This window comes from Aeromonas sp. S5(2024) (genome assembly GCF_041403025.1).
GTDB lineage: Bacteria > Pseudomonadota > Gammaproteobacteria > Enterobacterales > Aeromonadaceae > Aeromonas > Aeromonas hydrophila.
Genome location: NZ_JBGLRI010000006.1, coordinates 172,483 through 196,490, shown reverse-complemented (window position 1 = coordinate 196,490; position 24,008 = coordinate 172,483). Strand labels below are relative to the sequence as shown.

The following is a 24,008-nucleotide window of genomic DNA, read 5'->3' as shown; positions in this document are numbered from 1 at the left end:
GCTCGCCTGAAAAGTGCGAGTTGATTGTCGGCTCAGGCCAGGACCCGGGCCAGCACGATGCGGTTGTAGTGGCGCTGCAGCAACTGATAGCCGCCAAGCAGGCACCAGACCAAGGCGGGCGCCAGGAACACCGGGTGGGTGGCCAGGCGCAGCATCAGCAGGCCCAGCAGGATCAGCGCGAACGGCCGGCTCTCGTAGAGCCACAGCGGCCAGCCCTGCTTTCGCAGCTGCTGCTTGTCGGGCCGGCGATAGGCGCCACGTCGAAACCAGGCCAGCGAACCGGCCAGATAGAATGCCAACCCGGCCAGCAACAGCCCCGGCTGATCGGCAATCCCCAACAACAGCAAACCGCTGCCCATATAGGCAAAGGGCAGCGGTTCATAAATGGCTGATGGCAACATAGCTCACCTCAACGTTAAACTGGCTATATATTAACCCGCTTACCCGAGGATGCCATCAGCTTGCAGTGCTTTTCACCTATATGGGTGTAGGCATCAGGCCGCCGGTTTGTCCCGCTGCGAGGCGGCCTCGCTGGCCGCCAGCGCTTCATCCACCTGTTGATCCCGCGCCCCGGTCATGCCGGCCCGCTTGGCCAGCAGATGGTAGATGGCGGGCACCAGCAGCAGGGTCACCAGCGTCGCAAGCGATAACCCGAAGAAGACCACGGTCCCCACCGACATCCGGCTTTCATACCCCGCCCCCATGGAGAGCATCAGCGGCACGGCCCCTATGATGGCGGTGAGCGAGGTCATCAAGATCGGGCGCAAGCGGCGCACCGAACCTGCGATGATCGCCTCGTCGAACCCCTCGCCGCGCTGGCGCAACTGGTTGATGAACTCGACGATCAGAATGCCGTTCTTGGTCACCATGCCGATCAGCATGATCATGCCGATCTGGCTGTAGATGCTCATCTCCTGCCCCGTCAGCCAGAGGCCAAGCAGGCCGCCGAAGATACCGAGCGGCACCGTCACCATCACCACCGCCGGGGTCAGCATGCTCTCGAACTGGGCCACCAGCACCAGATAGACCACCAGCAGGGCCAGACCGAACACCATCACCATCTCGCCCTGGTTGTCGCGATAGTCCTTGGACTCGCCGGCATAATCCACCGTCATGCCGCTTGGCAGGTTGGCGCTGGCCCAGCCGTCGAGGTAATCCAACGCCTCGCCCAGGGTGTGGCCCGGCGCGAGATCCGCGGTCAGGGTCACTGCCTTCTGACGCTGGTAGTGGTTGAGCCGCTGCGGGCTCGCCACCTGCTTGACGGTAGCCAGGGTCGAGAGGGTCACCATCTCGCCGTTGGCCGCCTTGAGGTAGATGCGGCTCAAGTCGGAGACGCCGTTGAAGTCACGCTGGTTGGCGCGCAGGTAGACATCGTACTCCTCCCCTCTGTCGACATAGGTGGTCTGGCTGATGCCGCCGAGCAAGGCCTGCAGGGAACTCGCCACGGTGGAGACCGGGATGCCGAGCTGGTTGGCCCGATCCCGCTCTATGGTCACCTGCAGCTCCGGGGTCTTCTCGGCATAGTCGAGATCCGGCGTTTCCATCAGGCCACTCTGGGCTGCCGCCTCTTTCAGGGCCAGCCCTTGCTGATAGAGCTCGGCGTAATCGGAGCCCTGCAGCACGAACTGCACCGACGCGGTGGAGCCGCCGCGAAAGCCCGGCTGGAAGGTGCGGATCATCACGTCCGGAATGCCGGCCAGCCGCCCGCTCAGGGATTTGGCGAACTCGGTGGCGGTCTCATCCCGCTCGGCCCAGTCGGTGAGCTGGATGATCGCCATGCCGGTCTGATCGCCGCCGCGGCCGAAGGCCGGGGTGCTGAAGCTCATGGCCTGCACCACCCCCTTGCCGAGCAGCGGCATGATGGCCGCCTCCACCTGCTGCATGTTGCGCTTCATCCGCTCGATGCTGGTGCCCTCGGCCCCCTTGACGAACACGTAGAGCACGCCCCGATCCTCGGTCGGGGTCAGGCTGGTAGGCAACTGGGCAAACAGGGCGCCGATGCCGCCTAGGCAGAGCACCAGCACCAGCGGGGTCCAGCGCGAATGGTGCAGCATCCAGCCGAGCAGCCGGCGGTAGTGGGTCTCCACCCAGCCGAGGCCGCGATCGAGCGCCGCCGTCAGCCGGTTGGGCCGATCCACCGAGCGCATCAGCCAGGAGCCCATGGCCGGGGTCAGGGTGAGCGCGATCAGCGACGAGAAGAGCACCGCCAGCGACAGCAGGATGGCGAACTCGGTAAAGAGCCGGCCCACCATGCCATCCATGAAGGCGATGGGCACGAACACCATCACCAGCACGGCGGTGGTGGCGATCACCGCAAAGCCCACCTCGCGGGTGCCGTGCCAGGCGGCCAGCAGGGGCGGTTCGCCGCGCTGCAGATGGTGGTGAATGTTCTCCACCACCACGATGGCGTCATCCACTACCAGACCGATGGCGAGAATGAGCGCCAGCAAGGTGATGAGGTTGATGGAAAAGCCCAGATACCAGGCACCGATAAAGGCGGAGATAAGGGAGACCGGCACCGTGATGGCCGGAATGAGAGTGGTGCGTCCCTGTCCCAAGAACAGGTAGAGCACGGCCACCACCAGCACGGCGCAGATGGCGAGCGTTTCGTACACCTCGTCGATGGCCTGCTTGATGAAGATGGTGGAGTCGTAGTCGACCTCCAGCGTTGCCCCCTCCGGCAGGAAACGCTGCATCTCGGCCATCTTCTGCTCGACCCCCTGCGCCACCGCCAGCGGGTTGGCGGTGGACTGGGCGACGATGCCGATCCCCAAACTCTCACGACCGTTGCGCTGGTAGGCGCTGTCTTCGTTCTTGGCCCCCACCTCCACGTCGGCGATATCCGCCAAGTAGATGCTCTGGCCATTGGCGGCGGTGCGCACCTGCAGCGCCTGGAAATCGGCGGCGGTGTGATAGAGCCGGGCGATCTGCACCGCCATGGTCATGCTGTTGTTGCGGATCTCGCCGCCCGGCAGCTCGATGTTCTCGCGCTTGAGGGCGTCCTGCACGTCCGCCACCGTGACGCCGCGCGCCGCCATGTCGGATGGGCGCAGCCGCACGTACATCACCTGGGTCAGATCGCCGGAGAGCGACACCTCGCTCACCCCGTCCACCAGGCTTAGGGGATCCACCAGTACCCGGTTGGCGTAGTCGGTCATGGCGGTGCGGTCCATCTGGGTGCTGCTGAAGTTGAGCCAGACCGCCACGTCACCGTTGCCGTTGTCCTTGGTGACCAGGGGTTCATCCACCTCGTCCGGCAGCTTGGGGCGGGCGCGGGAAATGGCATCGCGCACATCGGAAATCCCCTCCACCATGTTCCAGCCGAGCTTGAACTCCACCGTGATGACAGAGCGCCCCTTGCGGGTCACCGAGTTGATGTTCTTGATGCCGCTGATGCCGGAGAGCTGATCCTCGATGGGCTTGGTGACCTGGCTCTCCATGACGGCGGGGGCGGCCCCCTCGTACATGGTGGTGATGGAGACGGACGGGGTCTGCACGTCCGGCATCTCCCGCACCGTCAGCTTGGAAAACGCCACCAGACCGAACACGGTGAGCAGCGCGCTCAGCACCACCGCCACCAGCGGGCGGCGGACAGAGATATCGGAGAGCCACATCAGCCTTTAACCTCCGCCAGATCGTGCACGCTGACGCCGTCACGCAGGTTGACCAGCCCCTCGACCACGATGCGATCGCCCACCTTGAGTCCTTCGGTCACCCACACCTCTTCGCCATGGGTATCCCCCAGCACCACCGGCACCCGCTTGACCTTGCCATTGGGTTCGAGACGATAGACGAAGCGCTGCTCGCCGGCATACTCCACCGACTGGGCGGGGATCAGGGTCATCTTCTGTGGCGGCAGGGAGAGCTCGACGTTGAGCAGCATGCCGGGGCGCAGCTGGCCGTCAGGATTGGGGATGATCACCCGCGCCTTGATGTTCTGGGTATCGTTGGAGACGCGGCTGTCCAGCGTCTCTAGCACGCCGCGGAAAGATTGATCCGGCCAGGCCGAACTGGTCGCCGTCACCGCCATGCCGGGGCGCAGCAGCGAGAGGTAGCGCTCAGGCACCGCCAGATCGAGCCGCAGCTTGGCCAGCTCGTCCAGGTGGAGCAGGGTGTCGCCGCTGTTGACCAGGGCCCCTTCGCTCAGATCGATGAGGCTGACCGAGCCGTCGAACGGCGCCAGCAGGGTGCGCAGGGAGAGCTCGTACTTGGCGGCATCGGCGCGGGCCTGAGCCTGGGCGACCGTGGCCTCCTGCCCTTCCAGCTCCGAGGTGGTGATGGCACCGCGCGCCACCAGCCGGCGCATGTCCCGCAGCTTGCGGCTCTCGTCGCGCACGCTGGCGCTCTGCTCGGCCAGCTCCGCCTGCTGCTTGCCGGCGTCGAGGGCGATCAGCACATCCCCCTGCTTGACCTGCTGGCCGGAGCGCACCGCGATCTTGACGATGCGGCCGGTCACCTCCGGGCTTATCACCACGGAGCGGTTGGCGGCCAGCTTGCTCACCAGCTTGATGGAGGGCTCGGCCAGGCTCTGGCTGACCGTCTGCGCCCTGATGTTGACCTGACGTGGCTGGGGTTTGCCGGCAGGGGCGGAGTGGCGGTAATACCAGCCGGCGGAAATCAGCAGAGAGAGGCAGGCAAGCACCAGCCATATACGCATTTTCATCAAGCAATCCATGAAATTAAGAGAAAAGAGGGCTCTTCATCAATGATGGTCACCATGTTACCCCCTGACTATGCCGTGACTATGTATAAATGTGACAAAACGTAACAGAAACGGCGATATTTGATTGAAATAGCAGTAGCAGAAGACGGGCTTCACGATTGTGCCCTAAACTGATGCTCCGAACCTGTCCGGATCCCGCCTAACGCCTATGCCTGAACCCAGATCTCATTTTGTTACCTATCGTCTGCAATGGCTGCTCTGCGCCTTCGTCGCCCTGCTGCTGGCCATCACGCTCAAGCTGACCCTGACCCAGGTCACCGACCATTATCAGAGCGACACCCTCAGCACTGCCTCCCGTCTGAAATCCCAGTTTCAGCAGATGGAAACCTTTCTCGAGGCCATGCGCGGTCAGGCAGAGGAGCGGCTGCGCAGCAACCCGCAATCCGCCCTCACCCAGCAGCTCTACGGCGCCCTGCGGGAGAATGGTGACCAGGGTTTTGCGCTGGATCGGGTGCCTGCCAATCTGCCCAAGGGGCTGAGCGGCAACCTGACCGGACTGGGGCCGCTGCCGGCCCCCGGCAGCCCACGTGCCGCCAGGTTGCACCTGGCGCTGAGCCTCTCCCCCCTGCTCTCCACCGCCAGCAAGCTGCTGGGGGACAAGGTCGGCTGGCTCTACTTCACCGGGGTCGATGATTTCGTCTATCTCTACCCCTGGGTCCCCGCCAGCCAGTTTCACTTTCAGCGCAACATCTATCTCAAGTCCTACTGGCAGGATGCCCTGAAACAGAAGGAGAAGAGCCTGCACGCCACCGTCTCGCGCCCCTACGAGGACTTTGCCGGCGCGGGCCAGATGATCACCCTGTCACAACCCATCGTGAAGGATCAGGTGCTGGTGGGCGTCATCAGCATCGACGTGCTGCTCTCCCGGCTGGAGCAGCTGCTGCGCGAATCTACTCCAGGTATCGGTACCCTGTTTCTGGTCAACCAGCATCAGCAGATCCTCGCCAGCAGCAATCAGGAGGTCGACTTCGTCCCAAAGCCGTCAAAGGCTCGGGATGGCTACCGCTGGCAGCAGGGGGCGTTTCAGTTCCAGTACGCCATTCCTGACACCGAGCTCACCCTGCTTCACCGCATCCCCCTGTCCTCGCTGCTGTGGGCCCTGCTCTGCCAGTCCGCCCCGACCCTGATCGCCCTGTTCTTCATGGCCTGGGCCGTGCTTGCCAATCTCAAGTCCCTCCGCCTGAACCGGCAGCTGGACTACCTCTCTCGCCACGATGCCCTGACCGGTGCCTTCAACCGCCACTACTTCGATGAGTTTGAGCGCCGCCATCAGCAGCGCGGGGGCAGCGTCGGGGTGATCATGTTCGACTGCGATCACTTCAAGCAGGTCAACGACCGCTTTGGCCACGAGGTGGGCGATCAGGTGCTGATCCAGCTGGTGCGCCTGTGCCAGCAGCACCTGCGCCGGGACGACGCCCTGATCCGCTGGGGCGGCGAGGAGTTTCTGCTGCTGGCGGCCAAAGGGGGCGAACCACTCGACCAGCTGACCGAGCAGCTGCGTCTGCGCATCGCCCGCCACCCCTGGCAGGAGCTGGCGCCGGCCCTGGCGGTGACCGTCAGCCTGGGTTACCACCACAGCACTACCGATACCCAGTTGCAGGAGGCCATTCGGCGGGCCGACGTGGCGCTCTATCAGGCCAAGGCCAACGGTCGCAATCGCAGCGAACGCTGGCAGGATGACGGCGCCGGCAACTGCGGGTAAGCTGGCGTTCTCACTCACTCCTGGAGAGACAAAGTGGCACGAAAACCCCGTGTGGGACTGGCTCTTGGCAGCGGCGCGGCCCGTGGATGGGCACACATCGGCATCATACGGGCGCTGGAGCGGCTCGGCGTCAAACCGGATCTGGTGGCGGGATGCTCCATCGGCAGCTTTGTCGGCGCCGCCTATGCCGCCGGTGAACTGGATAAATTGGAGAGCTGGGTACGCGGCTTCAGCCGCTTGCAGGTGGTCAGCCTGCTCGACCCGGCCCTCTCCGGCGGCCTGTTTCGCGGCGAGAAGGTGTTCGGCATCGCCGCCAACCACCTCGGCGATCCCGCCATCGAAACGCTGCCGCTCCCCTTTGCCTGCGTCGCCACCGAGCTCGATACCGGCCGCGAGATCTGGCTGCAGCAGGGGCCGCTGCGCCAGTGCGTGCGTGCCTCCTGCGGCATGCCCGGCATCCTGACCCCGACCCGGGTCGAGGATCGCTGGCTGGTGGACGGCGCCGTGGTCAACCCGGTGCCCATCTCGCTGGCCCGCGCCATGGGGGCCGAGGTGGTGATCGCCGTCAACCTCAACGCCGACATGCACCAGCCCTGGACCGACGAGCCGGATGAACCGAGCGGCGGCAACCGCTTCAGCCAGTGGTTCAACCGGGGCGACAGCCCCAACACGCCGGGCATGTGGAGCGTGATGACCGGCTCCATCAACATCATGCAGGAGCGCATCACCCGCGCCCGGATGGCCGGCGACCCGCCCGAAATCCAGCTATGCCCGCGCCTTGGCAGCTTCTCCATCATGGATTTCCACCGCGCCAGCGATGCCATCAACGAGGGCGAAGCCTGCGTCGAGCGCAGCCTCGACCAGCTCAAGGACGAACTCGGCCGCCTCGGTGTGCTCTAGTACGGTTCACCGGATCGTCATTACCAACAAAAAGAGCGCCTTGCGGCGCTCTTTTGCTGTGGGAACGGTGACCCCAGCACTGCTGGCTAGAACAGCCCCAACCCTTTGAGCATCACGATCAGGATCAGCAGCGGCGACACGTAACGGATGATGAAGAACAGCGGCTTGAGGATCGCCAGCTCCAGCTCGCCACCGTTGGTCAGCGCCTCCTTCATCCGCTCGAAGCCCCACACCCAGCCCACGAACAGGCAGAGGAAGATGCCGCCAAGAGGCATCAATACGTTGGAGGAGACGAAATCGAACAGGTCGAAGAAGGTCTTGCCGGCGATATGAACCTCCGCCAGCGAGCTGTTGGAGAGCGCACAGGTCGACCCCACCGCCCCCAGCACCAGCAGGTTGAGCAGGGTCGCCTTGGGGCGGCTCATGCCAAATCGCTCTGACACCACCGAGACTGGCACTTCCAGAATCGAGAGCATGGCGCCGGTGGCGGCGATGGCGGAGAGCACGAAGAACAGCACCATGAACAGGTGGCCGAACGGAATGCTGGCGAAGACCGCCGGAATGGTGATGAACAGCAGGGAGGGACCGGCAGTGGGCTCAAAACCGAAGGCGAATACCGCCGGGAAGATGGCGATGCCGGCCAGCATGGAGACGAACAGGTCGGCGCACATCACCCGGAAGGTGGTCAGCGGGATGTTCTGATCATCCCGAAAGTAGCTGCCATAGGTCATCATGCAACCCATGCCGATGGAGAGCTTGAAGAAGGCCAGCCCCATGGCGGTCAGCACCACCCCGGCCGTTATCTTGGAAAAATCCGGTGAGAACAGAAAATGCAGCCCCTGGCTCGCACCCGGCAGGGTCAGACTGCGGATGCCGATAACAAGCAACAGGATAAAGAGCACCGGCATCAACTTCTTGGTCACCGCCTCGATCCCCTTGGAGACCCCCATCAGCAGGATGCCGCCCATCAGGGCCAGCACCAGCCACTGCCAGAGCAGGCTCTGCAGCGGGTCGCTTATCAGCGCCCCGAAGGCCGCCCCGGTCACCTTGGGATCGGTCGACAGGATGGAGCCGTCAACGGCCTTGAAGATGTAGGCAAAGACCCAGGCCGCCACCTCGGAATAGAAGGACATGATAAGGAAGGCGGCCAGCACCCCCATTGCCGCGATCAACCACCAGGGCTGCCCCTTGGGGGCCAGCTTGCTGAGGGTGGTGACGGCATCGGACTTGCCTTTGCGCCCCAGCATGATCTCGGAGATCATCACCGGCAGGCCAACCAGCAGCGTCGCGATGACATAGACCAGCAGGAAACCGGCGCCGCCGTTTTCGCCCGTCAGGTAGGGAAACTTCCAGATATTTCCCAGCCCGACGGCTGAGCCCAGGGTGGCGGCAAGGACGCCGAATTTGCTGGTAAAGCCATCTCTGGCCTTGGGGGTGATTTGACTCATGCTTGTCTCACTGTGCGCATCATGCGAGGGATACCGCTAATTTTAGCGGTCAGAATTTTCTGAGGATTAATCCGGCTTGCCAAGGTATTTTCGTGAAAAGCCTTGGTGAGAGCACAATTGGCCAAATTTAATTAATTTAGTGGGTTATTTGATGGATAAAAAAATGCCGCCTCGATGGCGGCATTTTTGTCAAAGCTCAATCAAATCAAGCCTTGGCAATATCGTCCGGGCCGATCTGACCGATTTCGGCGACTTTTTTGTCAGCCAGCAGCCAGAGGGTGAACTTGTGCAGTTCCGGGTGATGAGCCAGTGCCACCAGGAAGGCGCCACCAACTTCACGATAACCCAGTTCGTAGTTCTTCAGGGTGGTCGGGGGAACGCCCAGCAGATCTGCAAACTTGGGACGGCTCAGGCCGACCGCTTCACGGATCTGACGGATCTTCTTGCCAACAGTTACGATATTTGAATTCATGTGTTCCATACTCCGTACGGCGGATTGACTCCACCTTTATTTTTCGCGACGACTCGTAGTCAAGTGTATCAGTTTTGAACGGACTCGTTATGGTCGAGCCTCTATCTTTAATCAGCGTCTTTCGACGACAACCCTTGCAAACATCGGGGATGGTAATCGCTCAACCGCCTCAGGTAAACAGTCTCGAAAAGAAACCTTTATTGTTGCCACAGGAATAACTCGTATAATTCGCCGGCTATCCCTTAAGAGTAAGAACTCATGGCGCTTCCCGGCATAATCTCCTGTTTACACCCTGTCACCACCCCCGCAGAACTCGCTCGTCAACTGCAGCAAGGCCAGCAGACTCGTGCCGAGGCCTTCTGGTTGCCCGCCGCACTGCACGATCAGGCGGCAGCAGTTTTGGCTGCGCTCGATGACAAGAGCAGCCTGTTTCTTGAGCGGCCCGCAACCGGGCTGCCATTGCGCAGTCACGATGGCGTCATGCAGGAAGATGGAACCCTGCTGCTTGGCAATGGCCAGCATCTGGCACTGGCCAAAGAGCCGGGTGATGGCGGCCTGGTCCCCGTCAACGGGCTGGCCGAGATGGCCGACTGGCTCGAAGCAGGCCACCTGCATTTTTGCTGTTCAGCTGCAGTACAGCCTGTGGCGCGGGCCATCCTCAACATCTGGCCGCTCGATCCCTACCTGGCCCGTCATTTTTTGTGCAGTTTTACACCCTTACTGTGCGAAGCAACCGAGGCCGATTACCTGGCCGTGTTCCAGGCGAGGGAATTTCCCGCCATGGCGCAATCTGACTGGGTTCAGGCCTATATGAAACTCGAGAAGAGACTGCACCGAGCCTATTTGGATCACTAATTAATTTGGATAAACAGCCAGTTATCCACACGACACAATTTGCCATATGGATTATGTGTGAGCTTGATCATGTTTTGAAATCGGCATAGAGTGCGCCACGTCATCGGAATGACATCGGCTGTTCGTGAAGGGTTGAAGGCATTGCTTACGCTGCCACCCGCTCGCTTGTGCACCAGGAATGTGTGCCTCCCGGATGGATCCGGGATCCCTGCCAGACTCAACGCTGTTGTTCGGCAGAGCCTGCAGCTTACATAAATTAAAAAGTGCGAAGCACGTGAACAACGTGCCATCTCAACGAGGATTTTTTTATGATGAAAATGGCTCCTTCCCTGATCGCCATCGCCATGGCTGCCATGGGTGCAACTGCAGCTCACGCCGCTGACGACATCTACTTCGGTGCCGGTGCCGGTGCTGCCCACTTCAACGGTCTGAACAAGATTGGTGGTGGCGGTTACGCTGGTACTGAAGACGCTGCTGCTGCCAACGCCTTCGTCGGTTACAACTTCACCGAAAACTTCGGTACCGAGTTCGGCTACCAGTACGCTGGCCGCGGCAACACCGACGGTCTGCGTTACGAGAACCAGGGTGCCACCCTGTCCGGTATCGCTCGTCTGCCGCTGGGCGGCGACTTCTCTGCCTTCGCTGAAGGCGGCGCCTACTGGGCTCACACCGACGGTCTGGGCACCAGCGACACCAAAGTATCCCCGCTGGCCGGCCTGGGCGTGACCTACAAGGTTAACGACGCGCTGGATCTGCAAGCTCGTTACCGCTACATGTGGGACGTGGCTGACCTGCACGCAGGCGATGCCCCGGACGACGTACGCTACAAGTCTAACCAGAGCGTTGCGACCCTGGAAGCCGTATACCACCCGTTCCGCACTTCCTACGTAGCCCCGGCTCCGGCCCCGGTTGTTGAAGAAGCGCCGGCTCCGGCTCCGCAGGTTGTCGAGAAGAACTTCGCCCTGAACTCCGACGTGCTGTTTGCCTTTGGCAAAGACAGCCTGAAGCCGGAAGGCGTTGCTGCCCTGAACGGTCTGTACCAGCAAATCGTTGAATTCCAGCCGAAAGATGGCAACGCTGTTGTCGTTGGTTACACCGACCGCATCGGTTCCGACGCTTACAACCAGAAGCTGTCCGAAGCCCGCGCTCGCACTGTTGCCAACTTCCTGGTCAGCAAAGGCATGGCCGCCAGCAAGGTTGCTGTTGAAGGTCGTGGCGAAGCCAACCCGGTCACCGGCACCAAGTGTAACGGCGTGAAAGCCAAAGCTCAGCTGATCTCCTGCCTGGCTCCGGACCGTCGCGTTGAAGTTCGCGTATCCGGCGTACAAGAAGTTCAGAAGTAATCTGACTCCGTTCAGATGATGCGAAAAGGGGATGCCACGGCATCCCCTTTTGTTTATCTCCCCGCCGCCAACTGACCAAAAACACAGCAAGACGCGTCACTTTCTGTCAAATCATTTCCCTCCGCCAGTTTTCTAGCCCCCCGTGCAGAGCCGCGCCAGCGCTGGATATCTGTACAGAAACTTGATCAACGCGAGTCAAAAGAATACAGTAACTCCGCTTGTAAGGCATTGGATGAACTATTAAAAGTGCTTCCGGCCCGGTTAGTTGTCCATGGAGCCAAGGCTTCGTGAGTATCCAGGAACCATCTCTTTTTTCATTCAGGCCAACCGTGGTTCACCATGGCGGTCGCAGCTGAATTGTCACTTGTGACCGGTATAACTGAAGAGTGCGCAGTACGCCCTAGCACGGCAAACTCAACGAGGATAAAACGATGAAAATGAAAATGGCACCCGCCCTGATTGCTCTGGCCATCGCGGCCATGGGGACTTCCACCGCTCAGGCTGCCAACGACTGGTACACAGGTATTGGTGCTGGTTGGGCTTATGGCCACGACCTGAACGACTTTGGCAAAGATGCCGACAAGGATGCCACCGCGCTTTCCCTGTTTGGCGGCTACAACTTCAACGATAACTTCGGCGCCGAGCTGGGTTATCTCTACGCCGGCAAGGGTGGCGTCGATGGCGTTGACTTCAAGACCCAGGGCGCAACCCTGTCCGGTCTGGCTCGTCTGCCGCTCGGCGACATCTTCTCCGTGTTTGCAGAAGGCGGCGCCTACTTCAACCACGTCAACGGCAACGGCAGCAGCGACAACGGCACCGCGCCGCTGGCCGGTCTGGGCGTGACCGCCAAGCTCTCTGACCTGATCGATCTGCAGGCCCGTTACCGCTACATGTGGAACCTGGGTGACGAGCAGAAGACCTGGGAAACCAACATGAGCGTCGCCACCCTGGAACTGGTGATGCACCCGAACCGTTCCACTTACGTGGCACCGGTAGCGGCACCGGCCCCCGAGCCGGTTCCTGAGCCGGTCGTGGTCGACAAGAACTTCGCCCTGAGTTCAGACGTGCTGTTTGCCTTCGGCAAATCCACCCTGAAACCGGAAGGCGTTGCCGCCCTGAACACCCTGTATCAGCAGATCGTCGACGTACAGCCGAAAGATGGCAGCGCCGTGGTCGTTGGTTACACCGACCGCATCGGCTCCGACGCCTACAACCTGAAGCTGTCTGAAGCCCGTGCCCGCACCGTGGCCGACTTCCTGGTCGGCAAGGGTCTGCCTGCCGGCAAGGTAGCCATCGAAGGTCGTGGCGAAGCCAACCCGGTTACCGGCACCCAGTGCAACGGCATCAAGGCCAAGGCCCAGCTGATCGCCTGCCTGGCCCCGGATCGTCGCGTAGAAGTGCGCGTCACCGGCGTACAGCAAGTCACCCAGTAAGTCACCTTGGTGACCGAAAAGGAGGCCGTCAGGCCTCCTTTTTTATTGCCTTGCGCTCACCCTGAGCCCCTCGGCTGACCCGCAGATCCCGCTCATTGCCATCCTCGATACCACCTAAGTGGTTAAAAACCCTGCATCGCCTATAAATAGTGGTGGTTGTACACAACAGGGCTTGCGCCCTACTACACCAGACATCGACGAGGATACGCGATGAACATAAGAGTAAAACCTGTTTGGATTGCATTGGCACTGGCAGCCACGGGCGTACAGGCGGCGCCGGACAACGACTGGTACGCCGGGGTGGGGGGTGGCTGGGCCATTGCTCACGATCTGGGTGACTTTGGCAAGGATGCGAGCAAGGACGCCACCGCACTCTCCCTGTTCGGCGGCTACAACTTCACCGAGAATCTGGGGGCTGAGCTCGGCTACCTGTCGACCGGTGACTGGGACGTGCAGGGCAACGACTTCAGCAGCCAGGGCGCCACCCTGTCGGTGATTGGTCGGTTGCCACTGGGGGATATCTTCTCGGTGTTCGCCGAGGGCGGCGGTTATGTCTACCACGTCAAGTCCATCAACGGCGGCGACAACAACCTGGCTCCGCTGGCCGGCCTCGGCCTCACCGCCAAGCTGCACGACTGGGTCGACATCCAGGCCCGCTACCGCTACATGGTCCGGGTCGGCGACGATCCCGACAATGACAAGGTGGGCAGCGGCACCCAGCGCTGGGTCAGCGACATCAGCACCGCCACCCTGGAGCTGGTGATCCACCCCAACCGCAGCAAACCGGTCGAGCCAGCCCCAGCCCCCATGGTCGTTCCCCCGCCACCACCCGCTCCCGAGCCGGTGGATCAGACCTTCAACCTGAGTTCGGACGTGCTGTTTGCGTTCGGCAAGGCGGAGCTGAAACCGGAGGGGATGCAGGCGCTGGAGTCGCTCTATCAGCAGATAGCCGACGTCAAGCCCAAGGATGGCAACGCCGTGGTGATGGGCTACACCGACCGCATCGGGTCGGATGCCAACAACCAGGCGCTGTCGGAAGCCCGCGCCAGCACGGTCGCCAACTTCCTGATCGGCAAGGGGCTGCCCGCCGACAAGGTGAGCATCCAGGGCAATGGCGAGAGCAACCCGGTCACCGGCAGCCAGTGTGATGCCATCAAGGCCAGGGCCGCCCTCATCGACTGCCTGGCACCGGATCGCCGGGTGGAAGTCAGGGTCACCGGTACTCAGGGTGCCCCCGAGGCCGCCGCCCCGGCCGAGCAGTAATTCCAGCTACGAAGAGAGCACAGCGCCAGACGTGTGAAGAGGTGCAGATAACAACAGGTGGTGAGCAAGCCCACCCACAACGCGATGCACAAAAAAGGGATGCCGAGGCATCCCTTTTGCTTTGCGTCTTCCCGCAGAGATCAGAAGGAGGTGCGGCGATAGCGACGATACTCGGGGCGCCAGAAATTGGCCTCGATGGATTGATCGATCACCTCGTCAGGAGTCTGTACCGCCTTGCCCTGCAGCATGGCGGTCTTGGCCACCATCTTGGCGATGTAGCGGGAGACCTGGTGAATATCCGCCAGATCCGGCAGCAAGGAGCCCTCCTCCCCTTTCACCAGCGGCGAGCACTCCGCCAGCGCGCGGCTGGCCGACATCAGCATGGCATCGGTCACCCGGGTGGCGCCGGCGGCGATGACGCCAAGGCCGATCCCCGGGAAGATGAAGGAGTTGTTGCACTGGGCAATGACGTAGCGCTTGCCCTTGAACTCCACTGGTGCAAACGGGCTGCCGGTGGCCACCAGCGCCTGACCGTCGGTCCAGCGGATGAGATCTGCCGGTGTCGCCTCGACCCGGGAGGTGGGGTTGGAGAGCGGGAAGATGATGGGACGGGCACAGTGCTTGTGCATGGTCTTGACCACCTCTTCGGTGAACAGCCCCGGCTGCCCGGAGACCCCGATCAGGATGTCCGGGCGACCGTGCTCCATCACCTCCAGCAGGGAGATGTTGTCCCCCACCGGCCAATCGGCGATGCGCTCCACCGGCTGGGAGAGGCGGCGCTGGAAGTCGAGCTGGTTGGGGATCTTGTCGGTGATGAGGCCGAAGCGGTCCACCATGAAGACCCGGCTGCGAGCCTGGGCATCGGTCAGCCCCTCGGCTTTCATCTGCGCCACGATCTGCTCGGCGATGCCGCAACCGGCGCTGCCGGCGCCGAGGAAGGCGACCCGCTTCTCGGAGAGCTTGGCGCCGGAGGCCTTGCAGGCGGCGATGAGGCTGCCCAGGGTCACGGCGGCGGTGCCCTGAATGTCATCGTTGAAGCAGCAGAGCTCGTTCTTGTAACGATTGAGCAGCGGCATGGCGTTGTTCTGGGCGAAGTCCTCGAACTGCAGCAGGATGTCGGGCCAGCGGCGCTTGACCGCCTGAATGAAGGCGTCGACGAACTCGGCATACTCTTCACCCGAGATGCGCGGATTGCGCCAACCCATGTAGAAGGGGTCATTCAGCAGCTGCTGGTTGTTGGTGCCCACGTCCAGCACCACCGGCAGGCAGTAGGCCGGCGAGATGCCGCCGCAAGCGGTGTAGAGCGACAGCTTGCCGATGGGAATGCCCATGCCGCCGATGCCCTGATCGCCGAGGCCCAGGATCCGCTCACCGTCGGTGACCACGATCACCTTGACGTTCTGCTTGGTGGCGTTTTGCAGCATGTCATCGATCCTGTCCTTGTCCGGATAGGAGATGAACAGACCGCGGGCACGACGATAGATGTTGGAGAACTCCTCGCACGCCTTGCCGACGGTCGGGGTGTAGATGACCGGCAGCATCTCGGTCAGGTGGTTGGTCAGCAGCCGGTAGAACAGCGTCTCATTGGTGTCCTGGATGTTGCGCAAATAGATGTGCTTGTCCATGTCGTTGCCGAACGCCATGAACTGACGGTAGGCCCGCTCGGCCTGCTCTTCGATGGTCTCGATATTCTGGGGCAGCAGGCCTTCGAGGTTGAAGTTGCTGCGCTCTTCGCTGGTGAAGGCACTGCCCTTGTTGAGCAGCGGGGTCTCCAGCAGGGCCGGACCGGCATAGGGGATGTAGAGGGGACGTTTCTGGTTATTATCTTCAAACATGGATCGGGTACCTAAACGATGACCTGGACGAAGGAGTCCGCCGATCCTATGGGCTTGCGCCATTAATTTCAAAGAGTTTGCACATCCGTTGCAAAAGGTTTGCGACCCAGGCGACGAAAGGCGCCGGGGGTCAGACCAGTGAGCCGGCGAAAGCGGTTGGCAAAGTTGGCGCCGTCGCTGTAACCGACCCGGCCGGCCAGCTCGCCCAGGGGCCAGTTGGTGTAGAGCAGCAGCTGGCGCGCCTTGTTCATTCTGAGTTCGGTCACCTTGGCCATGGGCCCCATGCCAAACGCCTGCTGGCAGAGCCGATGCAGATGGGGCACCGAGCAGGCCATCTGGTCGGCCAGCAACGCCACGCTCCAGGGCTCGTCGAGGCGCGCCTCCACCCGGCGAAACAGCGCCTGCAACCTGAGCTCCGGGGTGCCGCGCACCTCCCCCTGCAGGGTGCGCTCCAGGAGCGCCAGCAGCAGGCTCAGCAACTGGGGCTGCAGCGGGGAACGAGTGCCCTCCCCCTGCATCAGGCTGAGCAGGTGGTAGAGCTGCTCCCCTTCCTCCCCCTGCCAGATGCGGTGGCCGAGCCGGTGCAGGTGCTGCCAGCGCGGCACGTCATCCAGCAGGATCCAGCTGGTGCGCCACTGTGCCCCCACCAGCTTGAGACCACCGGGCACAGCCGCCGGCAGGAAGATGAGCGAACCGGCCGGAATGGGCTGCTCGCCACCATCGGTGAGCAGGGCGCCCCCCTCGTCGTGGCTCACCATCAGGATGTGAAACTCCGGCCGGTTGCGACGGATCAGGTAGTGATCGCGGATGCTCGAGAGCCCGGTCAGGAAGATGCCCGCCTCGCCGAGCAGCGGCAACCCTTCGCGCCCCAGCATTCGCTCCTCGCAGGCCGGGGCGATTTCCAGACACTCGCTGACAAACGGCATAACACCTCAACAGGATAGTTTTACACAAGAAAGCCGAGAGAGGCTCACAGTGAAGCCGCCCGCCACTCCCCCTATCATACCCATGACGAACCTTGCTTTTTATCTACCCGGTTAACATAAATGAATTATTGGCAAGCGATTTTAAAACAAACCACCGATCGTGAGTTCATGACCCGATTGTGGCGGCTGGCCCTGCCGGTCTCGCTGCAATCCATGATGTTCTCCCTGCTCGGCCTCATCGACATCATGATGGTGAGCCAGCTTGGCACCACGGCTGTGGCGGCGGTCGGCTTGGGTAACCGGGTCTTCTTCTTCAATCTGCTGGTGATAGCGGGACTCTCGGGCGGGGTCTCGGTCTTGGCGGCACAGTATTACGGTCGTGGCGAGATGGCCGGGGTGCGCCGCTCGCTGGCGCTGGCGCTGGTGGGGGCCCTGCTGGTGAGCCTGCCGTTTGCCCTCGTCTACGTGCTCTCACCAGGCAGCGTGCTCGGCTTTGCCAGCCAGGAGCCCGCGCTGCGCGAGCTGGCCGATCAGTTTCTGATGATCACCGGCGCCACCATCCTCTGCACCGCCGTGGTGGTGCCGCTGGAGTCGGCCCTGCGCTCGGTCGGCAATGCCGCCGCCCCCACCCGCATCGGCATCATCACCATCATCGCCAACGTCATCCTCAACTACGCCCTCATCTTCGGCCATTTCGGCTTCGAGGCGATGGGGGTGGCCGGCTCGGCCTGGGGCACCACCCTTTCACGGCTGCTGCAAACGACCCTGCTGCTGCTCTACGTGAGACGCTATGAGGCGCGCCTGATCCCGCGAAAAGATGACTGGCTGGCCGCCTTCAAGCGCAAGGAGGTGGTGCGCTTCACCCTGATCGCCCTGCCGCTCTTGTTCCACGACGGGCTCTGGGCCTTCGGCATGCTGCTCTACGGCTTTCTTTACGCGCACCTTGGCACCGACTCGCTGGCCATCATGACCACCCTCGGCACGCTGGAGAGCATCCTCATCTCCCTCTTCTTCGGGCTGGCGGTGGCCTGCTCCACCCTGCTCGGCCACCGGCTCGGGGCGGAAGAGTACGAGGTTGCCTGGCAGCACTCCCAGCTGTTCCTGCTGCTCGCCCCCATCGGTGCCCTGCTGGTGGGGATCGCGGTCTGGCTGCTGCAGACCCACCTGCTGCAGTGGGTCGGCAACCTGCCGGGCGAGCTGATGACGGAGGCCGGCCAGGTGCTCGCCATCATGTGTCTGGGCATGCTGCTCAAGGTGTTCAACATGGTGGGCATCATAGGAGTGCTGCGCTCGGGCGGGGATGTGAACTACAGCATCTTCATCGACATCGTCGGCATGTGGTGCATCGGCCTGCCGCTTGCCTGGGGTGCCGTCAACCTGCTCGGCTGGCCCCTCTCCTGGGTGGTGGCGGTGGTGTTGCTGGAAGAGCTCAGCAAGGTGTTGCTGGTGCAGCGTCGCATTCGCCAGCGCCGCTGGCTCAGAAATCTGGTGCTGGGATAAGGGGACAGAGCAAAGCGGGAAAATGCGGGGTCATATCAATGACAGAAAATCCCTGTTTGCAGTATGCTGGCCCCCTCTTCAATCAGAGGCAGGGCGCACCGCGTGCACCGACATTATGCCCCTGCCCAGTAGTCGTTTAAGGAGACGAGCATGCAACCACAAAAAGAGCTGATCACCGAGACTGCCCTGCTGGAGATGGCCAACAAGATCATCAAGGAACACGAAGACTTCATCCACGGCATGCGTGCCGACTCGGTGGAGCAGAAGGGGGAGATCCTGGTGTTCAAGGGGGAGTTCTTCCTGGCCGAAGATGGCACCCCGACCGGCAAGACCATGGCGGTGTTCAACATGTTCAAGCTGCTGGCCCAGCAGCTCTCCGGCAAGTACCAACTGGGCTGAGCTCGCTCAACCCCGCTCAAGCAAGATGCCGCCCTCAGGCGGCATCTGTCTGTATGACGGCAGGCTGTGCCGGCTTGCCACCCAGCTCCCCCACCACGCAGTTGCGCCCGGCCATCTTGGCCATGTAGAGACACTCGTCGGCCCGGTTGAGCAGATCCTCCACCCCCTCGCCGCGCAGGGCCAGGGTCAGGCCGATACTCACCGTCACCTCCAGCAATTCGTCCGAGGTGGGGCTCTTCACCAGCCGCGCCTCCACCGCCACCCGCAGCCGCTCGGCTACCCGCTTGGCCTGGGCCAGCTCGGCGCAGTTGGGCAGCAGGATGGCAAACTCCTCACCGCCGTAGCGGCCCAGCACCATGCCGGGCTCCAGCTGCTCCGCCAGGGTCGCCGCCACCTCCTTGAGCACCGCATCCCCCGCCAGATGGCCGAAGGTGTCGTTGATGCGCTTGAAGCGGTCCAGATCCAGCAGCAGCACCGCAAACGGCGCCTGCTTGCGGATCATGCTCATCCGCGCCTTCTCCAGCTGTTTCATCAGCAGCCGGCGGTTCATCATGCCGGTCAGCTCGTCGGTGGTGGACTCCCGGTAGAGCTGCAGCAACATGTTGAGCTGGCCGCACTGCACCCAGCTGCTGGCCAGGGCAAACAGCCCCAGCAGCCAGACCTGGTTGAGGGTCTGCACGCTCCAGAGCGGCTGCCCCACCAGCAGCCAGTTGCCGGCCAGCATGGTGACCAGGATGCCCCCCGCCAGTTGCAGGCCGAGGGAGAGCGGAATGGGGAAGATGGCGAACAGGCTGATGAGCAGGTAGGGGAAGGCCATGTAGCCCGCCTGCAGCTCCTGATCCGCGCCGAAGCTGTGCAGGCAGATGAGGGAGAAGAGCATCATTACCGCCATCAGATAGCCGAGCGCCAGCTTCATGCGTTCGCGTCTGAAGTGGATGAGGTAGGAAAAGGGAATCAGCGGGGAGAGGGCGAGCAGGCAGAAGATCCGGGCCTGAAACAGTTCATCGAACTGGGCGGAGGGCAAGGTCAGCCAGTCCACCACCGCCCAGGCGGGCAGGCCCACCATCAACAGACAGGTGAGCAGCCGAAGACGCACCGTCATAAAGCCCATGCGGGTCAGGGTAAAATCTTCGGAGTGGGCACGGGCACTCCAGAACTCCGACAGCTTCAGCATCCAGAGCCTCCAAATCGCAACAGAGGGCTCATTCTACGCCGTGCGGCGGCAAAATCCTATGCAACCGGCGCCATTTCCGGGCGAGCGCCGTCACACAAACCGGCGGATCATAATCGCCACGCGCAAACGTTTCAACCCATCGAAAAATAAACCCGTTGCAACCCGAATTAGCGCTGGTCAGCCCGCTCTCAATCACTAAAATAGCGCCCAATTTTCTGCCCCCTCCCCCACACATTCGAGGTATTTATGGAACAGGCTGCCGCCGTACGCGCAACCCGAGAGGCCCATCCCCCCAGGCGAGCCCATAGCGAACTGGTCTATGGCATAGAGGATGTCCCGCCCCTGCCCCAGACCCTGTTCGCCGCCCTGCAGCATATGCTCGCCATGTTTGTCGCCATCATCACCCCGCCCCTCATCATCGCCAACGCCCTCGGCCTCCCTGCCGCCGACACCCGCTATATCGTCTCCATGTCGCTGGTCATGTCCGGCATTGCCTCCTTCATCCAGACCCGCCGCTTCGGCCCCCTCGGTTCCGGCCTGCTCTCGGTACAGGGCACCAGCTTCAACTTCCTCGGCCCCATCATCGCCTCCGGCCTCGCCCTCAAGCAGGCGGCCATGCCCACCGAGGATCTGCTGGGCACCCTGTTTGGCACCATGCTGGCGGCCGCCCTCACCATCGTGGTGATGAGCCGCTTCCTCCATCTGGTCAAACGGATCATCACCCCGCTGGTGACCGGCATCGTCGTGCTGCTCATCGGCCTGACCCTCATCAAGGTGGGCCTCATCAGCATGGGGGGCGGCTACGGCGCCCTGTCAGACGGCAGCTTCGCCAGCCACACCAACCTCTTCCTCTCCCTGCTGGTGCTCGGTCTCATCGTGTTGTTGCAGCGCAGCCGCAACCCCTGGCTGCGCCTCTCCGCCATCATGATCGCCATGTTGGTGGGCTATGCGGTGGCGCTGCTGCTGGGCAAGGTCAACGCCCCCACCTTCGACGGCCCGCTGCTGATGGTGCCGATCCCGCTCCATTACGGGCTCGGCTTTGACTGGCAGCTGTTCGTGCCGCTCGCCATCATCTTCGTGGTGACGGCGCTCGAGGCCATCGGCGACATGACCGCCACCTCCGACATCTCCGGCGAGCCGCTGGAAGGGCCGGTCTACATGGAACGGATCAAGGGCGGCGTGCTGGCCGATGGCGCCAACTCCATGCTGGCGGCGGTCTTCTCCACCTTCCCCATGTCCACCTTCGCCCAGAACAACGGCGTCATCCAGCTGACCGGGGTGGCCAGCCGTCACGTCGGTCTGTTCATCGCCGCCATGCTCGCGCTGCTCGGCCTGTTCCCGGCGGTGGCGAGCCTGGTGCAGCAGATCCCCGAGCCCGTGCTGGGGGGCGCCACCATCGTCATGTTCGGCACCATCGCCGCCGCCGGCGTGCGCATCATCTCCCGTGAGGAGCTCGACCGCCGCGCCCTGATGATCCTGGCGGTATCGCTAGCCATGGGCCTCGGAGTGGCACAGGTGCCGGAAGTGCTGCAGCACCTGCCGGACCTGGCCAAGAGCGTGCTCTCCTACGGCGTCGCCACCGGCGGCCTCACCGCCATCATCATGAACCTGCTGCTGCCCAAGCGCGCCGCCGCACAGGCCTGACACTCCGCCATCCTTGCACCAAAGCCCCGCCATGCGGGGCTTTACCTCCTTCGCTGCCACGGGTAGTGTGCTGGGCAGCCTCTGCTCAGGATGCCTTTCATGCCCTATACCCTGCTTTCCCCCCTGCCCAGCAGCCACACCCCGGATCAGATCCTGGCCGAGGAGCAGCGCTGGCTGCGAGAGTGTGCCCATGACCGCCAGCCCCGCGCCCACCTCTGGCAGGCGCCCCAATGCCTCATCATCACCCGCAAGGACACCCGTTTGCCCCGCTACCAGGCCGCCTGCGAGCAGCTTGCCGCCGAGGGCTGGCCCGTGCATGTGCGCGACAGCGGCGGCACCGCCGTGCCCCATGGCGCCGGCATCCTCAATCTGTCGCTCATGCTGCCTCGCACCACCACGGATCTGGCTCACTACTACCGGCTGCTGGGGGCGCCGCTGCTCGCCCTGCTAGGGGAATATGGTCTTGAGGGCAGCTATGACTTCGTGCCCGGCTCGTTTTGCGATGGCCAGTACAATCTGGTGATCGGGGGTCGCAAGGTGACCGGCACTGCCCAGCGCTGGCTGGCACCGGGCCAGGATCACAGTGGTGCCGTACTGGCCCAGGCCATGCTGCTGGTGGCCGGCAACGTGGACGAAGGCACCCGGATGGCGAGCCGCTTCTACGAGCTGGCGGGCGGCGAGCTGCGCTTTCTCCCCAGCACCTCCACTACCATCGCGCAAGCCATCGCTTGGCAAGAGAGCGAGGACGAGCTGGTGGAGAGGGTGCGAACCCGACTCACCGCACTGCTGACCCAGGAGTGAACCCAGCGCCCTGCTGCCGGGCACCACAACCGGCCCCCTCATCAAAAACACCCATATAAAAAGCCACGACCCGGGTCGTGGCTTTTCGTTGGAATGGATGGTTGCGGCATCAGGCCGTCTGCGGCTCGGGCTCGGACTCCGTATCCCGGTCCCGGCTGAAGTAAGCGCGGGTCTCGGCAATCACCACGTGGCGCAGGCCGATGAGACCGATGAGGTTGGGCACCGCCATCAGGCCGTTGACGATGTCGGCCAACAGCCAGATCAGATCCAGATGCAGGAAGGCACCGCTCGCCACCAGCACCAGATAGATGAGGCGGTAGGGTTTGATTGCCTTCACCCCGAACAGGTACTCGGTGCAGCGCTCGCCGTAGTAGTTCCAGCCAAGGATGGTGGTAAAGGCGAAGAACAACAGGCCGATGCTCACCAGATACTGGCCGACATGGGCATCAAGCCCTTGGGCAAAGGCCAGACTGGTCATGGCAGCGCCGCTCGCATCGCCGCTCCACACCCCGGTGACCACCAGCGTCAGGCCGGTCATGGTGCAGATGATGATGGTATCGATGAAGGTACCGGTCATGGAGACCAGCCCCTGCTCCACGCACGAATCGGTCTTGGCCGCCGCCGCCGCGATGGGCGCCGAGCCCAGCCCCGACTCGTTGGAGAAGACCCCGCGCGCCACCCCGGACTGAATGGCCAGCATGATGCCGGCGCCGACGAAGCCGCCGGTGGCCGCATGGCCGGTGAAGGCGCTCCCGATCACCAGGGCGATCGCCTCCGGCAGAGCACTGGCATTGTTCACCAGCACGCCCAGACAGGCGACGATGTAGAAGATGGCCATGAAAGGCACCACCTTGCTCGACACGCTGGAGATGGACTGGATGCCCCCCAGGGTCACCAGCGCCACGATCAGGGTCAGCACCACGGCGGCCACTTCACGGGGTACCGAGAAGGAGAGGCTCATGGCGTCACTGATGGCGTTGACCTGCGGGAAGGTGCCGATGCCGAAGAAGGCGACGCCGATGCCGAACAGGGCGAACAGCTTGGCCAGTGGCTTGGAGCCGAGCCCCTTCTCCAGATAGTACATGGGGCCGCCGGCCATCTGGCCGTTGGCGTCCTGCTGGCGATATTTGACCGCTAGCAGGCACTCGGCGTACTTGGTGGCCATGCCGAACAGGGCAGCCATCCACATCCAGAACAGGGCGCCCGGCCCCCCCAGCTTGATGGCGGTGGCCACCCCGACGATGTTGCCGGTGCCGATGGTGGCGGAGAGGGCGGTGCAGAGCGCGCCGAAGCTGGAGACATCCCCCTGCTTGCCCTGACCCTGATCGCGGCCAAAGACCAGCCGCAGGGCAAGCGGCAAGCGCACCACCTGAAGCAGACCCAGACGCAGGGTAAGGTAGATACCGGTCCCGACCAGCAGGATCAGCAGGGGTGGACCCCAGATAAAGCTATCGATGGCGGCGAGCGCCGATTGAATTGATGACATGCATCCTCCTTAAGAAACAGAAATTAAGGAGGAGAAGGATGATCTTCCCATAGGTGTCGCGATCCCCAAAGGCGATCGGATGCAGGCAAAGAACGTGTTCACAC

General features: G+C 62.8%; 19 protein-coding genes. 10 read left to right on the top strand and 9 right to left on the bottom strand.

Translation table 11 applies throughout. The annotated features are described in order from the left end of the window. Positions 1-32 precede the first annotated feature (32 nt). From ACB032_RS14025 to ACB032_RS14015, 3 genes are all read right to left on the bottom strand, one after another. Positions 33-401 (bottom strand): hypothetical protein, encoded by a 369-nt coding sequence (locus ACB032_RS14025; protein ID WP_011705202.1) that lies wholly within the window; start codon positions 399-401, stop codon positions 33-35. Positions 402-494: 93 nt separating this feature from the next. Beyond that, a complete protein-coding gene (locus ACB032_RS14020; protein ID WP_371138129.1) occupies positions 495-3,614 on the bottom strand; it encodes an efflux RND transporter permease subunit in 3,120 nt (1,039 codons plus the stop codon). Beyond that, the gene (locus ACB032_RS14015) at positions 3,614-4,663 is read right to left on the bottom strand and encodes an efflux RND transporter periplasmic adaptor subunit (protein WP_024944721.1); all 1,050 of its coding nucleotides are present in this window, start codon (positions 4,661-4,663) and stop codon (positions 3,614-3,616) included. The genes ACB032_RS14020 and ACB032_RS14015 overlap by 1 nt, the downstream gene beginning before the upstream one ends. A 208-nt stretch (positions 4,664-4,871) precedes the next feature. On the opposite strand from ACB032_RS14015, the gene ACB032_RS14010 reads away from it, so the two are divergent. Together ACB032_RS14010 and ACB032_RS14005 are read left to right on the top strand one after the other, a co-directional pair. After that, on the top strand, positions 4,872-6,425 hold the full coding sequence (locus tag ACB032_RS14010; protein ID WP_371138128.1) for a diguanylate cyclase: 1,554 nt from the start codon (positions 4,872-4,874) through the stop codon (positions 6,423-6,425). Positions 6,426-6,458: 33 nt separating this feature from the next. Next, the gene (locus ACB032_RS14005) at positions 6,459-7,325 is read left to right on the top strand and encodes a patatin-like phospholipase family protein (RefSeq protein ID WP_371138127.1); all 867 of its coding nucleotides are present in this window, start codon (positions 6,459-6,461) and stop codon (positions 7,323-7,325) included. An 86-nt stretch (positions 7,326-7,411) separates the two neighbouring features. Here ACB032_RS14005 and ACB032_RS14000 read toward each other — a convergent pair whose 3' ends face one another. Then, positions 7,412-8,773: a sodium-dependent transporter gene (locus tag ACB032_RS14000; RefSeq protein WP_044799479.1), complete on the bottom strand. Its 1,362-nt coding sequence runs from the start codon at positions 8,771-8,773 to the stop codon at positions 7,412-7,414. Positions 8,774-8,978: 205 nt separating this feature from the next. After that, positions 8,979-9,245 (bottom strand): DNA-binding transcriptional regulator, encoded by a 267-nt coding sequence (locus ACB032_RS13995; protein ID WP_005298604.1) that lies wholly within the window; start codon positions 9,243-9,245, stop codon positions 8,979-8,981. A 258-nt stretch (positions 9,246-9,503) separates the two neighbouring features. Between ACB032_RS13995 and ACB032_RS13990 the strand changes: the two genes are divergently transcribed. The 4 genes from ACB032_RS13990 (at position 9,504) to ACB032_RS13975 (ending at position 14,139) form a co-directional block, all read left to right on the top strand. Continuing rightward, positions 9,504-10,100 (top strand): hypothetical protein, encoded by a 597-nt coding sequence (locus ACB032_RS13990; protein WP_323963373.1) that lies wholly within the window; start codon positions 9,504-9,506, stop codon positions 10,098-10,100. Positions 10,101-10,408: 308 nt separating this feature from the next. Then, a complete protein-coding gene (locus tag ACB032_RS13985; RefSeq protein WP_011705194.1) occupies positions 10,409-11,443 on the top strand; it encodes an OmpA family protein in 1,035 nt (344 codons plus the stop codon). A gap of 431 nt (positions 11,444-11,874) precedes the next feature. After that, positions 11,875-12,876, top strand: a complete 1,002-nt coding sequence (ompA, locus tag ACB032_RS13980) for a porin OmpA (protein ID WP_016349943.1) — start codon at positions 11,875-11,877, stop codon at positions 12,874-12,876. 210 nt (positions 12,877-13,086) lie between these two features. Continuing rightward, positions 13,087-14,139, top strand: a complete 1,053-nt coding sequence (locus ACB032_RS13975; RefSeq protein WP_201354540.1) for an OmpA family protein — start codon at positions 13,087-13,089, stop codon at positions 14,137-14,139. A gap of 140 nt (positions 14,140-14,279) precedes the next feature. Here ACB032_RS13975 and ACB032_RS13970 read toward each other — a convergent pair whose 3' ends face one another. Continuing rightward, positions 14,280-15,974 carry an NAD-dependent malic enzyme gene (locus tag ACB032_RS13970; RefSeq protein ID WP_371138126.1) on the bottom strand — a complete coding sequence of 565 codons (1,695 nt, stop codon included), beginning with the start codon at positions 15,972-15,974 and terminating at the stop codon, positions 14,280-14,282. Positions 15,975-16,042: 68 nt separating this feature from the next. After that, the gene (locus tag ACB032_RS13965; RefSeq protein WP_024944726.1) at positions 16,043-16,900 is read right to left on the bottom strand and encodes an AraC family transcriptional regulator; all 858 of its coding nucleotides are present in this window, start codon (positions 16,898-16,900) and stop codon (positions 16,043-16,045) included. A 120-nt stretch (positions 16,901-17,020) separates the two neighbouring features. Between ACB032_RS13965 and ACB032_RS13960 the strand changes: the two genes are divergently transcribed. Both ACB032_RS13960 and ACB032_RS13955 read left to right on the top strand, forming a co-directional pair. Further along, entirely contained in the window at positions 17,021-18,400 is a 1,380-nt protein-coding gene (locus ACB032_RS13960) for an MATE family efflux transporter (protein ID WP_371138125.1), read from the top strand. 150 nt (positions 18,401-18,550) lie between these two features. Next, the gene (locus tag ACB032_RS13955; RefSeq protein WP_005298586.1) at positions 18,551-18,799 is read left to right on the top strand and encodes a YciN family protein; all 249 of its coding nucleotides are present in this window, start codon (positions 18,551-18,553) and stop codon (positions 18,797-18,799) included. A gap of 34 nt (positions 18,800-18,833) precedes the next feature. Here the strand turns inward: ACB032_RS13955 and ACB032_RS13950 are convergent, their stop codons facing one another. Further along, complete coding sequence (locus ACB032_RS13950) at positions 18,834-19,973, bottom strand: diguanylate cyclase (protein WP_371138124.1); 1,140 nt, start codon at positions 19,971-19,973, stop codon at positions 18,834-18,836. 246 nt (positions 19,974-20,219) lie between these two features. Between ACB032_RS13950 and ACB032_RS13945 the strand changes: the two genes are divergently transcribed. Both ACB032_RS13945 and ACB032_RS13940 read left to right on the top strand, forming a co-directional pair. Then, positions 20,220-21,617: a nucleobase:cation symporter-2 family protein gene (locus ACB032_RS13945; protein WP_041218248.1), complete on the top strand. Its 1,398-nt coding sequence runs from the start codon at positions 20,220-20,222 to the stop codon at positions 21,615-21,617. Positions 21,618-21,716: 99 nt separating this feature from the next. Then, positions 21,717-22,418, top strand: coding sequence for a protein ligase (locus ACB032_RS13940; protein ID WP_076361161.1), 702 nt, complete (start codon positions 21,717-21,719; stop codon positions 22,416-22,418). 109 nt (positions 22,419-22,527) lie between these two features. Here ACB032_RS13940 and ACB032_RS13935 read toward each other — a convergent pair whose 3' ends face one another. Next, positions 22,528-23,904 (bottom strand): alanine/glycine:cation symporter family protein, encoded by a 1,377-nt coding sequence (locus ACB032_RS13935; protein ID WP_371138123.1) that lies wholly within the window; start codon positions 23,902-23,904, stop codon positions 22,528-22,530. Between the last annotated feature and the right edge of the window lie 104 nt (positions 23,905-24,008).

What these genes read in the sequence shown, in the direction of transcription:
- ACB032_RS14025 (WP_011705202.1), bottom strand. Translation starts at nt 401, where the DNA reads ATGTTGCCATCAGCCATTTATGAACCGCTGCCCTTTGCCTATATGGGC.
- ACB032_RS14020 (WP_371138129.1), bottom strand. Translation starts at nt 3,614, where the DNA reads ATGTGGCTCTCCGATATCTCTGTCCGCCGCCCGCTGGTGGCGGTGGTG.
- ACB032_RS14015 (WP_024944721.1), bottom strand. Translation starts at nt 4,663, where the DNA reads ATGAAAATGCGTATATGGCTGGTGCTTGCCTGCCTCTCTCTGCTGATT.
- ACB032_RS14010 (WP_371138128.1), top strand. Translation starts at nt 4,872, where the DNA reads ATGCCTGAACCCAGATCTCATTTTGTTACCTATCGTCTGCAATGGCTG.
- ACB032_RS14000 (WP_044799479.1), bottom strand. Translation starts at nt 8,773, where the DNA reads ATGAGTCAAATCACCCCCAAGGCCAGAGATGGCTTTACCAGCAAATTC.
- ACB032_RS13995 (WP_005298604.1), bottom strand. Translation starts at nt 9,245, where the DNA reads ATGAATTCAAATATCGTAACTGTTGGCAAGAAGATCCGTCAGATCCGT.
- ACB032_RS13990 (WP_323963373.1), top strand. Translation starts at nt 9,504, where the DNA reads ATGGCGCTTCCCGGCATAATCTCCTGTTTACACCCTGTCACCACCCCC.
- ACB032_RS13985 (WP_011705194.1), top strand. Translation starts at nt 10,409, where the DNA reads ATGATGAAAATGGCTCCTTCCCTGATCGCCATCGCCATGGCTGCCATG.
- ompA (WP_016349943.1), top strand. Translation starts at nt 11,875, where the DNA reads ATGAAAATGAAAATGGCACCCGCCCTGATTGCTCTGGCCATCGCGGCC.
- ACB032_RS13975 (WP_201354540.1), top strand. Translation starts at nt 13,087, where the DNA reads ATGAACATAAGAGTAAAACCTGTTTGGATTGCATTGGCACTGGCAGCC.
- ACB032_RS13970 (WP_371138126.1), bottom strand. Translation starts at nt 15,974, where the DNA reads ATGTTTGAAGATAATAACCAGAAACGTCCCCTCTACATCCCCTATGCC.
- ACB032_RS13965 (WP_024944726.1), bottom strand. Translation starts at nt 16,900, where the DNA reads ATGCCGTTTGTCAGCGAGTGTCTGGAAATCGCCCCGGCCTGCGAGGAG.
- ACB032_RS13960 (WP_371138125.1), top strand. Translation starts at nt 17,021, where the DNA reads ATGAATTATTGGCAAGCGATTTTAAAACAAACCACCGATCGTGAGTTC.
- ACB032_RS13955 (WP_005298586.1), top strand. Translation starts at nt 18,551, where the DNA reads ATGCAACCACAAAAAGAGCTGATCACCGAGACTGCCCTGCTGGAGATG.
- ACB032_RS13950 (WP_371138124.1), bottom strand. Translation starts at nt 19,973, where the DNA reads ATGCTGAAGCTGTCGGAGTTCTGGAGTGCCCGTGCCCACTCCGAAGAT.
- ACB032_RS13945 (WP_041218248.1), top strand. Translation starts at nt 20,220, where the DNA reads ATGGAACAGGCTGCCGCCGTACGCGCAACCCGAGAGGCCCATCCCCCC.
- ACB032_RS13940 (WP_076361161.1), top strand. Translation starts at nt 21,717, where the DNA reads ATGCCCTATACCCTGCTTTCCCCCCTGCCCAGCAGCCACACCCCGGAT.
- ACB032_RS13935 (WP_371138123.1), bottom strand. Translation starts at nt 23,904, where the DNA reads ATGTCATCAATTCAATCGGCGCTCGCCGCCATCGATAGCTTTATCTGG.